The organism is Alteromonas sp. I10, from assembly GCF_003201515.1.
Lineage (GTDB): Bacteria > Pseudomonadota > Gammaproteobacteria > Enterobacterales > Alteromonadaceae > Alteromonas > Alteromonas macleodii.
On the sequence record NZ_QJJN01000013.1, the window covers coordinates 39218 to 51439 of the forward strand.

6 protein-coding genes are annotated in these 12222 nt (G+C 44.9%); 2 read left to right on the plus strand and 4 right to left on the minus strand.

Features of this window, described 5'->3' with window-relative positions:
* Positions 1 to 176: 176 nt before the first annotated feature.
* On the minus strand, positions 177 to 2771 hold the full coding sequence (locus tag BZA03_RS19550; protein ID WP_110289633.1) for a DNA internalization-related competence protein ComEC/Rec2: 2595 nt from the start codon (positions 2769 to 2771) through the stop codon (positions 177 to 179).
* Between the two features lie 210 nt (positions 2772 to 2981).
* On the opposite strand from BZA03_RS19550, the gene BZA03_RS19555 reads away from it, so the two are divergent.
* Positions 2982 to 3509 (plus strand): DUF2062 domain-containing protein, encoded by a 528-nt coding sequence (locus BZA03_RS19555; protein ID WP_014949426.1) that lies wholly within the window; start codon positions 2982 to 2984, stop codon positions 3507 to 3509.
* Between the two features lie 226 nt (positions 3510 to 3735).
* Here the strand turns inward: BZA03_RS19555 and ligA are convergent, their stop codons facing one another.
* From ligA to smc, 3 genes are all read right to left on the minus strand, one after another.
* On the minus strand, positions 3736 to 5772 hold the full coding sequence (gene ligA / locus BZA03_RS19560) for an NAD-dependent DNA ligase LigA (RefSeq protein WP_110289634.1): 2037 nt from the start codon (positions 5770 to 5772) through the stop codon (positions 3736 to 3738).
* A gap of 291 nt (positions 5773 to 6063) precedes the next feature.
* The gene (gene zipA, locus BZA03_RS19565; RefSeq protein ID WP_110289635.1) at positions 6064 to 7641 is read right to left on the minus strand and encodes a cell division protein ZipA; all 1578 of its coding nucleotides are present in this window, start codon (positions 7639 to 7641) and stop codon (positions 6064 to 6066) included.
* A gap of 20 nt (positions 7642 to 7661) precedes the next feature.
* Positions 7662 to 11189: a chromosome segregation protein SMC gene (gene smc / locus BZA03_RS19570; RefSeq protein WP_110289636.1), complete on the minus strand. Its 3528-nt coding sequence runs from the start codon at positions 11187 to 11189 to the stop codon at positions 7662 to 7664.
* A gap of 262 nt (positions 11190 to 11451) precedes the next feature.
* Between smc and cysZ the strand changes: the two genes are divergently transcribed.
* Complete coding sequence (gene cysZ, locus BZA03_RS19575) at positions 11452 to 12189, plus strand: sulfate transporter CysZ (RefSeq protein WP_014979262.1); 738 nt, start codon at positions 11452 to 11454, stop codon at positions 12187 to 12189.
* The last annotated feature ends 33 nt before the right edge of the window (positions 12190 to 12222 follow it).

Consider the following 12222-nt stretch of genomic DNA (forward strand, 5'->3'; position numbering starts at 1 on the left):
AAAAACGCGTTGGAAGTATTGTACTCGTTCTCGCTCTAATTCACTAATATAGCGGCAAAATTGGTTAGTCTGCCAACTAAGTGAATAATGTGTGGCCACTTCATACCTATTTAAAGGTATTCGTGTACATCTTCGTTTCGTTACAAGCTAATATTTCTGTCATTTGGCGATATTACTTAGTCTTTGAGGTGTCGCGGTGTAATGCCTGGTAAATACCAGCGTTTATTCAACGTTCCACGTTGGGAATCTATATGGAAAGAATTCTTATCGAAGGTTGCGCTTATATATCCGTGATAGCTTGTTAAATATTGCGTTACGCCCAAACGCTCGTAACGTTTAGCCACAACATACGCAGGAAACTGCCATCGATTCTCATAACCTTGCGTAAAGATCACAGCTTTTGGTGCAACGTGTTCTATAAAAACATTAGTAGAAGATGTTTTGCTTCCGTGATGCGGCGCAATAAGAATGTCGGCACTTAGATTTGTAGAACTCGCTAAAGTATCCATTGAAGCCCCCTCTGAAAAACCATCCATGATTTCACGGGTTATCAACGCGTACTCACTTGTTTTCTCAATGTCACCAGGAATTAACACGCTACCAGCGTCGCTTGTTATTTTAACCACACACGACATGGCATTGTTGTCCTCTTTGTTGCCATTTGGCGGCCATAGAAAATTGATTGTTAAGTTCTGCCAGCGTATACGCTTTCCTCGCTCACAACCTAATGTTGGTGTGTAGAAAGTGGCTTTTTTAGCTAAGGCGTGTTGTCCAATGGCTAATGCCCCACCTGCATGATCGTTGTCACTATGCGTATGAACTACAACATCTATATTCGAAATATGCTTACTTTCTAAAAAAGGTAACAGGTGTTTCGTTGCAGTATGAGCATTGCCATTAAACTGAGCACCAGAATCAATAATCATAGCCCGACCTCCCGCAGTCACTGCAATAGCACTGGCCTGGCCCGCATCAAATACATGCAGCGCCCATATCGATTCATTGGTAAGTAACCACTTTTGAAAAATGCTTAGCGATGGGAGCAAGAGAAGCGCTACACAGATAGCTTTGTACCGCCATGTTGGCAAAAGAAAAATAAAAAAAGCGACAATTAGACAAAGTCCCGCACCACTACTTACGTAAAAATTGATAGCGCTCCCAGAAAACTGACTAAGAACGTTCAAAAGCGATAACAAATACCCTAAACACACATCACTGTAATGCATAAGCATGCCCGTAACTTGTTGTGCGAAAGGCAACTCAGCAAAATGAAGGACTAACAACGAAATTAAACAAATAGGTAAAAGTAACGTTATTACGGGCAAGGCGATTAAGTTGGTAACAACTGCAACAAAACTGGCGCTACCAAACCATATTAGGGTTAGGGGCATCATTATTACGGTAAGCGCTACTTGTAGTTTAAACAAAGACACATACCAGGGTGCTCGCTGTAGCCCCCAAACAACAACTAAAAACCAAATGCACAGTACAGCCCCTATGCTCAAGTAAAAGCTAGCGCTTAGTATAGAAAGAGGAAACAGCAACAAGCTCAAAGTAAGCATTGTCAACGCAACATTTACTGGCCGCCATGCATGTCGAGAAAGAGACAGCACGCACCCCATAGTTACCAGTATCAGCGCACGCACAACCGGCAATGCGCTTCCACTAAGCAACGCGTAACAAAAACAAGCAACAATAAGCACACAAAGTACAGAGGCTCTAATTGGCGCGCTGGTTTGAAACATCTTACTTATTTCCCGCACTCTATTCTTTCGACCTGTTGCCGGATAGTTGATGGAGGCTGAACGTACTAACCAATATTTCGCTCTGCCTAATAGGCTAGTAACATGCGTGAGTAAAAATATAACAGGGTTAAAAAACAATAAGCAGACCCCAGCGATAAGTGATAGATGCATGCCTGATATACTAAACATGTGCCCAGTGCCGGTGCGTTGTAACAGGGTCCAATCATCCAACGTAAAGCCCGTTTTATCCCCTAGCAGCAATGCGCGCCACCATCTTTCATGAATAAGGTCTAGCTTCTGCAATGTTGTAGCAAGTTCATAACGCACTGAGTGATTATGCTTTGTTTTATCGTGCTCTATCGACTTGATATAGCCAGTTGCATGAATAAATTGGCTAACCAACTGCTGTTGTCGGCTAGCTCCAACAGGATTAGCCGTACCGTATGCAGGTTTAAGTTTTACAAGTGCGGTGAACGTATCGCCGTTGTGCAAACAATTTAATTTCACCTGAGACGGAGAAACTGACTGAGGCCGCACGCCTATAACTCCCTGTTGAGCATGTGCGATTTTCTTATTGGCTAAGCCTTCGCTTTTTCGATCATTTGGGAATTCATAACGTTGGTGAGTAAGACGAGCTTTGAAATTAAACGTGCTAGTTAAAACACGCTTAGGCAAGGGGAAAAGTATACCCTTGTCTACAAATGTCGCTGTGCTTTCACGGTTGACAAACTCAATAGCGACAACATAGTGATAAATCGTTTCCGGCACCCTAGCAGTGCCGAAGACACATCCCCCCGACACAACTCGACCTGAAATTGTGACATCTTGTTGAATTTTCCCTTGGGGCAGTTGCCAAGCGTAGTAAAAATGCCCTACACTCGCCACCCAAAGTACTCCAGACAGCAGTCCGCTCACTGCCCAACACAGCGGCACCTCTGGAAATACATGATGTTCAGCGGGTTTTGTCGTCGAAATGAATATAATGATAGTCACAGATATTATTAAAATGGCAATCATCAATGCCATGCTGTGAGTACTTGGAAGTTTTTGCCAGAAAACTGCACTTATTGCGCTAGCGCAAAAACAGCTTAAGCAAATTGTGATACGATTGACCATGTTTTCACGTAGCAATTGACAGTGAGTGAATGTGGGTGGTGCAAATTCATGTTGCGCAATTCCGTTTACTGTTATTTTTTCTGTCTTTTTTGATTTTATTTTCGAGATGCATTGATATTTATGCCTAAGAAATTTATCCGACGTTTTTTGCCAGATCACCAAAGCATTAAGCAAAACAAAGCTTTAAAAATTTTTGGTAGCGTATTGCACGAGCCTAATCTTTGGCACTTAAACCGTCGTTCTGCATCTGGTGCATTTGGCATAGGTTTATTTTTCGCGTTTTGGCCGGTACCGTTTCAAATGTGGCTTTCTGCCGGTTTAGCTATTCCATTTCGAGCAAACCTGCCCTTATCTGTTGCAACTGTTTGGGTGACTAACCCATTTACTATCCCGCCTATATTCTATGGAGCTTACAAGGTTGGTACTACTGTACTTGGGACCAAGCCTGAGCATTTTGAATTTCAGTTTAGTTGGCAGTGGGTTGTAGAAAGCATTAATACCATTGGCCCTGCATTTTTAGTCGGGTGTGGAATTTGCTCGGTTGTGTTTGGTCTAGCGGGTTATTTCTCTTTAAACTGGGTTTGGCGCTTTCAAGTGAAAAAAGCCTGGGAAAGACGCAGACAAATGCGGAATCAAGAAGCCCACTAGCGTGAGAGCCTTACACTTGAGTTTTTGTAGAAATATTTACCTTTTCTCAAGCCCCTTACAACGTTCAGTACAAAATACGCCGTAAAAGACAGAGCAAGAATTATAAAAAAACGCCACTTCATAGAAGTGGCGTTTTTTTATTGGTAACTATCAATATGAGTTCGGCGTCAATCTATTCAGGAAAAACATTACGCCGAGCGCTCTTATTGAATTTAAGCCAGACAGGCTACTTTTCATGCTCTGATAAAAAAGCGATAAGCGCAGCTTCGTCCCATACCTCCACATCTAGCTCTTGTGCTTTGGTTAATTTGGAACCCGCTTTTTCTCCTGCAACTAGGAAGTCGGTATTCTTACTTACCGAGCCTGCCACTTTTGCACCAAGTAACTGCAAACGTGCTTTCGCGTCAGAACGCCCCATTTCGCTGAGCGTACCTGTAATAACGCATGTTTTGCCTTCAAGAGGCAAATTATCCGAATCTGGCTTTTCAATAGCAGGCCAGTTAATTCCTTCTTTTAACAGCGCATCAATAACATCGGTATTGTGTGACTCGTTAAAGAAATTGAAAATGTGGGTAGCCACCACTTCACCAACGTCTTGGACTTCAACCAGTGCTTCAAGCGACGCCTCGCGAATAGCCTCCAAGGTTTCGAAGTGCGCAGCCAAGTTTGCCGCAGTAGCTTCGCCAACCTCACGGATCCCCAATGCGTATAGGAACTTGGCAAGCGTTGTTTGCTTAGAAGCTTCAAGCGATGCCAGTAGCTTACTGGCAGACTTTTCAGCCATGCGCTCTAGCCCAACAACATCGCCTAACGAAAGCGTGAAAAAGTCGGCGGGACTGTGCACAAGATCAGCGTCAACTAACTGATCGACTAACTTGTCGCCCAGACCATCAATATCGAATGCTTTACGCGAAGCAAAATGCTTAAGCGCCTGTTTGCGTTGTGCGGCACAAATTAGTCCACCGGTGCAACGAGCAACCGCTTCATCTTCTAGTTTTTCAACCTGCGAGTCACAAACCGGGCATTGGCTTGGGAAGCTAATGTCAGTTTCGCTACCTGTGCGATTAGCTTCTACCACAGACACGACCTGAGGAATAACGTCACCCGCACGGCGGATTACCACGGTGTCGCCAACTTTAACGCCTAATCTGGAAATTTCGTCCTGATTGTGAAGAGTAGCATTAGATACTGTTACTCCGCCTACAAACACGGGCTCTAAACGGGCAACCGGCGTTATCGCACCAGTCCTTCCTACCTGAAACTCAACGTCAAGTAGCTTAGTTACTTCTTCTTGTGCAGGAAACTTCTGTGCAATGGCCCAGCGAGGCGCTCGCGCCACAAAGCCAAGGGCATTTTGCAGGTCAATACGGTTTACCTTAAACACCACGCCGTCAATGTCGTATGGCAAACTGTCGCGCTTTTCCAGAATGTGGTTGTAGTATGCCAAGCAGCCCTTACCGCCCTCAGCAGTATCGATATCAGGGCACAATGGCAGCCCCCAATTACCCAATTGTTTTAGGCGCTCGCTGTGTGTTGTGGGTAATTCAAAACTTTCAGGTTGCACTACGCCTAGCGAATAAGCATAAAACATCAGCGGGCGCTTGGCCGTAATTTTAGAGTCTAACTGTCGTAAGCTGCCGGCCGCAGCATTACGAGGGTTGGCAAAAACCTTACCCCCCGTTTCTTTTTGGTGTTCGTTGAGTTTTGCAAAGCCATCACGGGGCATAAACACTTCACCGCGCACTTCTACGCGCTCAGGATAATGATCACCACGAAGCGTTAACGGCACATTAGAGATGGTACGAACGTTCGCCGTGATATTCTCTCCTACCTGACCGTCACCACGGGTTGCAGCACGCACTAATTCACCATTTTCGTACAGAATACTTACCGCTAAACCATCTAGCTTGGGTTCGCAGCTAAAATCTAACGTTGCCGAATCTTTTAGTCTGTCTTTTAAACGTTTTTCGAAGGCAAGCAGTGATTCTTCATCAAAGGCGTTATCCAGCGACAGCATAGGAACATCATGGGTAACTTGTTCAAAGGCCGATAACGCTGCGCCCCCTACTTTTTGACTGGGAGAATTCGGGCTTTGAAGCGTAGGATATTGTTTTTCTAGCGCAATAAGCGCCTGCATATCTCTATCATATACTGAATCAGGAACCGAAGGGTCATCCATCACATAGTACTGATAGTTGTACTCATTAAGTGTGTTGCGAAGTGTTGCTATTTGTTGCTTTGCTTGTTCTAAAGAATCTGACATGGAGTTGTTGTCACGCCGTTTAAATAGTTAAAAGTATTACAATTCGTTGCCAAGGCCTATTCGCCCAAGCCGCTGTATGTTCCAAATGGGCTGCAAAAACCTGGCCTATTTCAGTCAGGTTGTGAAACGTACAGCCACGCTACAATGCTATGGCTTGCTAGCCCTTGTTATACATCAAAGATCAATAGACCCTAATCAACAGAAAAGGACCTGGGTATGAGCCAAGTCCTTTTTTGTTTTTGCACCTACATGAATAATCCACAAGATTGAGGCGCAAGTGATAAATTAACGCTAGCTGCGCGCAATCATACGCTTGCGCTCGAACTCACGAATTTTCTCGACGTATTGCTGTAAGCCCTGCTTCGTTAATACGCTTCGGCGCCCATCAAGTACTTGTGCGCCGAACTCATCTGCCAATTTGCGGGCGGCATTGTGCATCATGTTAAACACTTGATGAGGGTCACCCTCAATAGGCAATATCATAAACAGCGAAATACCTTGGGTTTCAAAGTTCTCTAGGTTATCAATATCGAAAACCCCAGGCTTAAACATGTTAGCAAGGCTAAACAATACTGGCCCTTTGCCATTTGAATTTACGTGGCGGTGGAAGATGTCTTGATCGCCAAACTTGAACCCTAATGTTAATAGCATAGGTAGTAGCGCCGCGCCTGAGATAGGCTCGCCTTCTGGCGTTCTTACATTTAATACTAAAACCTCAGGTTCAATCGACGACTTAGCGGTCTTTGGTGTACTTCCAGCACCATCATTACCTGACTCATTAGCACTAAAGCTTTCATCGCCAAAATCAGCGCTAGCTGCTTCACTGGTGTCAAAATCAATACGCATTTGATCGTCGCCAAAATTCGGCTCTTCACGTCTTCTCACTGGCGTTTTACTTCGTTTATTACGTGCAAAACGTCGAGGCTGTTCATTTTCTTCATGAACATCGCTGGATGAAACAGACTCTTCGGGTGCATCTAAACTAAAATCAGCAACTTCTCTTTCGTTTTTAGCCGGCGGCTGCACTGTTTCAGGCTCTTCCTCCAGCGTTGGGTCGATATAAAACTTCTGTGCAGGACGAACTGGCTCTGCACGCCCACTTTCTTGATGACCGCCCGCCTGACTCTGAATTGGATCATGCGATTGCGCGTTATCCGCTCTCTCTTGATTACTTGGAGTATTTGGCTGTTCGCTTTCTTCACGCTGAGCATGCGACGCTAAAGACGTTTCCTCTTGCTCTTCGCCTTCACGAAGTAAGAAGCCAGGAGGTTCAGGGAACGCGGCAAGGTTTTCGTCGCCTCTGTTAGCACCTTTTGTAGATGCGCCATCGGGACGAGCTTGCCCTTTCATGTGTGGCTTCGGATTCGTAACCACAGAGCCATAGAGCTTTGGTGCTTTCTCAGCTTCTTCTTTCCCGTCAGACGGCATAGCGGAATTACCAACGCTGCTTGGGCGTTTACCCGCATGCTCACCGTGTGCGCCCTCTTTTCCATCACCGTGCTCTTTTGACGTGGCATGTTGAGACAAGCTATCGTCGTCATCAGCTTCTTCGCTGCTGTAAGCATGTTTTTCATTGATATCGTGATGCGCAGGGCTTTTTGCCGTATTCGTCGATACGTTGCTTGCAGCCTCACGCTCTTGGTTTTGTGATTTGCTAACCACGCGCACCGCGCCAATGCCAAGCTCGTCAAAGCCTTCTTGCTCGTCGGACTCGAAATCGTTGTCATCATCTTGCCACTGACGGGGCTCTAAGCGCTCTTTTTCCGAAGGCTTACTGTTTTTACGAATTTTCCAAATACCATGGGCAAGCACTGCGATGATAAAAACCGTGCCTCCAAGGAGTAAAAATAGACGTAATTGATCTTCCATTTAATTTCTTTCGCCCTTTGTTATGCTTCTGCGAAGGCTACAGCCTCATCCACATCTACCGCCACCATGCGCGAAACTCCCGGTTCCGCCATGGTAACACCGGTGAGGTGACTGGCCATTTCCATCGCTATTTTATTGTGGGTGATATAAATAAACTGCACTGTTTGTGACATTTCTGACACTAAGTTACAAAAGCGCCCTACATTTGCATCATCCAATGGTGCATCTACTTCATCCAGCAAACAAAATGGAGCCGGATTTAATCTGAAAATAGCAAACACCAATGATAAAGCGGTTAGTGCTTTTTCTCCACCGCTTAAGAGGTGAATCGTACTATTTTTCTTACCAGGGGGGCGAGCCATTATCGTCACCCCAGTTTCTAACAAATCGTCATCGGTAAGCGCAAGATACGCCGAACCGCCCCCAAACACTTTGGGAAATAACGTTTTAAGGTCTTCGTTAACCTGTTCAAAGGTAGTAGAAAAGCGCGTGCGGGTTTCTTTATCAATTTTCCGAATGGCCGACTGTAGCGTTTCCAAGGCTTCAGTAAGGTCGTTGTGCTGTGTATCTAAATGTGACTTTCTTTCCGACTGGGTTTCATATTCTTCAACCGCGGCTAAGTTCACTGCACCTAAGCGCTGCAAATTAGCCTGCGTTTTTTCAAGGTCTTCTTGCCAGCGCTTCTCTTCGGCATCTTCAGGTAAGGTTTCTAGAATGCTCTTCAGCGACTGCTGCGTTTCATCAAGCTGTTCTAAAATCGTATTCGCACGTACCCGGTAGCCTTCAATATCAATGTTGAGTTTATCGATATTGGTTTGTCGCGTTTGAATGTCTTTACCCAGAGCTTGATGCCCTTTTTCGGCTTCTCGCAACCACTGCTCTATATCTTCAAGACTACTTTGCTTAGCACTTTTCAGCTGTTCTAATTCCGCTTTATTCTCTAACAACGACTGTAGCTCTGCTTCTTGAATTTCTTCAGGAGACGTCAGCTGTGTAAGTTCTTTTTGTAATCTTTCTTTGTTTTTTATGTACTCTTCACGCTGCTGAAGGTTACGTGTAACCTGTTGGCTATATAAATTCTGGTGGTTCTCTAGTTGCTGCTTCTTAAGTGCAAGCTCATGATTTTGCGATGTTAATGTATCAACTAACGCGCGTAGCTCTGATGTAGTTCGCTCATTTGCATCACGCTTAGCGTTCACATCGTCAATGTGCACTTCGTGTTCAAGTATTTGTGCCTCTTGAAGCTCTAACTTTTCCGAAAGTTGGGCTAGTTGCTCTTCTTCTTTCGCTAACATTAACTCTTGCTTTGCTAACTCGTCATTAAGTTTGGCAGTGCGTGTTGACTGTTGCTCTTGCTGCATTTCAAGCAAAGAAAGTTTATTTTTAATCTGTGCGCGCTGGTTTTCTTTTTCACCCAAGGCGCTCTGAATAGCCTGCTTTTGCGCTTCGCTCTGTTCAAGTGCCTGTTTGGCGCGCTCTAGTGAATACTCAATCTCATCTATAAGGCTTTCAGTTTCTTCAATGCTGTCTACCAGCCCCTTAATTTTGTTCGCCCGCTGCAAAGCACCGTCGCTTGCTTCGCCAGGTTTCACTACCCACTGCGAGCTTGCCCACAACCCTGAAGGTGAGATTGCGCTAGTAAACCCCTTGGCTATACCTTCAGGTTCAGGTTCATTGTTAAAAGCACTTTCAATCATTTCCGCAAGTTCGTCATCGTTGCTACAAAGGTAAATGTCATTAAAAAATGCGGGAACACGCTGTGTTGACGATTCATTAGTGCTAGATTCAGTTAATAGAGCGTGTGCTAGTGAACCCGATTTGGCAGTGCTTACAAACGCCTTATCGGTAAACACTTTAATGCCGCTTGGCAAATAAGCGCGATTTTGAAGCAATGCCTGTATGTCATGGCTTTTGGCAACAACGGGGTCTTTTGCGTGTTGTAAAATCGATTCTACGCAAGGTGCAAGGGTTTGGTTAGAGCTAAACTGCTGCCACAGCTTTTCTATTCCGTCTAATAGTACGTCTTCATTATTTGAGGCATCTTGCTGAAGCGCTTCTAGTGCAGCTTTTGTGGACAGTGCAGTTTGCAACTGGCCTTGTACATCACGGCGTTTCGCTTCTATAGCGTTGACTTCGCCTTGTTGCTGCGACACCTTTTGATTGGACTCTTGAAGTAATTGCTTAGCTTCGTCAATGTCAAAATCGAGTTCGCTACATTGCTCTTCTAAAAGTGTTATCTGACTGGCAAAATCTTCTTCATCTAGCTGTTTTAGCTCGTCTTGTAGTTCGCTGATACGCTGAGAAGTGCGTAACTGCATGCTCATAGTTGACTGAATTTGGCTATGGCATTGCTGAACATTCTGACGAAGTTGATTGTAGGTTTGTTCTTGCGCTCGCGCTTGTGCGTTAAATTCTCTTAGCGCTTGTTCAGCGTCTTCAAAACGCTCTTTGGCATGCTCTAACTCTGCTTCCTTAAGGGCAAATTCAGGCTCAATGTTTTCAAGCGCCTCGTTTGATACCGCAAGCGCTTCCTGTGCCTCGTCAATAGAGTGGTTAAGCAATTCGTGTTGCTCGCTAATTCGTGCTAACTCTTGCTCTACCTGCCCTTTGCGTTGTTTTGCGTGCAGCGCATTTTGCTCTAGTCGTGTGATTGCGTTACTAGTAGTAAACAGCTGCTGCTGAAGATCATCTATAGTTTGTTTTGTTTCCAGTTGCTTGGTTTTGTACGACTCAAGCCCCGCTTCATCGCCCTGTAGTCGAGCCACTAAGTCGTCCACTTCTAACTGTAGTGATTGCTGCTGTTTTTGCAGCGCTTCAATATGTTCACTATTTTTTAGAAAACGAAGGGCTGCTAACTGGCCTTTCAGCTCTCTGGCTTGTGCACGTAGCGTTTTGTAACGAGTAGCCGCGGCAGCCTGACGCTGTAATTTTTCGAGCTGCTTGCCTAATTCATCGCGCACATCATTCAAGCGTTCAAGGTTATCTTGCGTGTGCCTTATACGGTTCTCTGTCTCTCTGCGGCGCTCTTTGTACTTTGAGATACCCGCGGCTTCTTCTATGAATACACGCAAATCCTGTGGCTTAGATTCAATAAGCCGCGAGATCATACCTTGCTCAATGATGGCGTAAGACCGGGGGCCTAGCCCTGTTCCTAGAAACAGATCGGTGACATCACGCCGGCGACATTTAGTGCCGTTTAGAAAATAGGTAGAGGTGGCGTCCCGTGTAACTAAGCGTTTAACAGACAGCTCATTGTAGTTGGCAAATTCACCCGCTATCCGCCCTGCACTGTTGTCGAAAACAAGTTCAACGCTACATTGCCCCACTGGCTTACGAGACGAAGAGCCATTAAAAATCACGTCGGTCATTGCATCGCCGCGTAAGTTTTTGGCAGAACTTTCACCTAAAACCCAACGTACAGCATCAATGACATTCGACTTGCCGCAGCCGTTAGGACCTACGATGGCGGTCATTTCGCCGGGGAATGGAATAGTAGTTGGCTCAACAAAGGACTTGAAACCCGCGAGCTTAATCTTTTTAAGCCTCACACATCATCCCTCTTAAACACAAAGCTGCACGCGGTATCGCCTTGATATTAGCCAGAAACCAGCTAACCATCGGCTGAAATAGCAGTTGATGTAGAAATGATGCAATCACACGGAAGATTCTTTTGTTATTATGCTTCGACTCTACCAAATCTAACAGCTTGTAACAATTACCATTTCACTGAGTTAGGCAGAGAATACGCCAAGCGCGTATGATAGAACAGATAGTTAACAAACACAGCGTTTCAAACGCGAAGGAGTACGAATGAGTTCAGGCGGTGTACATTATTTCTTTGAAGGCTTTTCGCTTATAAAAACCAAAGGATTAAAGCGTTTTGTTTTTGTACCCCTAACAATAAACTTAGTGCTTTTTTCTGTGGCTTTTTACTTCTTATTTGGCCAAATAGAAATGGGCATCGCTTATGTGATTGACCTTGTACCTGAATGGTTAGGCTGGATCAAAACAGCGATCAGCTTTTTCTTGTGGCCCCTAGCAGTCATCAGCGTATTGCTCATTTTCGCACTCATCTTTGGTACACTCGCAAACTGGATTGCAGCGCCGTTTAATGGCGTTTTATCAGAAAAAGTAGAGCGTCATTTAACGGGTCAAGATTTAGGTGACGAGGGCGTGATGTCTTTAGTTAAAGACATTCCTAGAACTGTAGGCCGTGAACTTACCAAGCTCGTTTGGTATTTACCTCGCGCTATTGGTTTTTTGTTATTGTTCTTTTTCCTACCTATTATTGGGCAAGTCTTGTGGTTTTTATTTAACGCCTGGATGATGGCAATTCAGTACTGCGATTACCCATACGACAACCACAAAATAGATTTTACGCGCATGCGCCTGCACCTTGGTGAACACAAAGGGAAAGCGATGACGTTCGGAATGATGGTGAATATATTCTCACTTATTCCCGTGGTTAACTTTATCGTTATGCCCGTAGCAATTTGTGGTGCAACGTCTATGTGGGTAAGAGAGCTTAAAGATACACTCGCCAAATAGTGGCGAGTGCATTGTTTTAGTAATGAGAGCTGC

Bases quoted from the DNA above. Each gene is read 5' to 3' on its own strand.
- BZA03_RS19555 (WP_014949426.1), top strand. From the start codon at position 2,982: ATGCCTAAGAAATTTATCCGACGTTTTTTGCCAGATCACCAAAGCATT.
- cysZ (WP_014979262.1), top strand. From the start codon at position 11,452: ATGAGTTCAGGCGGTGTACATTATTTCTTTGAAGGCTTTTCGCTTATA.
- BZA03_RS19550 (WP_110289633.1), bottom strand. From the start codon at position 2,771: ATGGCATTGATGATTGCCATTTTAATAATATCTGTGACTATCATTATA.
- zipA (WP_110289635.1), bottom strand. From the start codon at position 7,641: ATGGAAGATCAATTACGTCTATTTTTACTCCTTGGAGGCACGGTTTTT.
- ligA (WP_110289634.1), bottom strand. From the start codon at position 5,772: ATGTCAGATTCTTTAGAACAAGCAAAGCAACAAATAGCAACACTTCGC.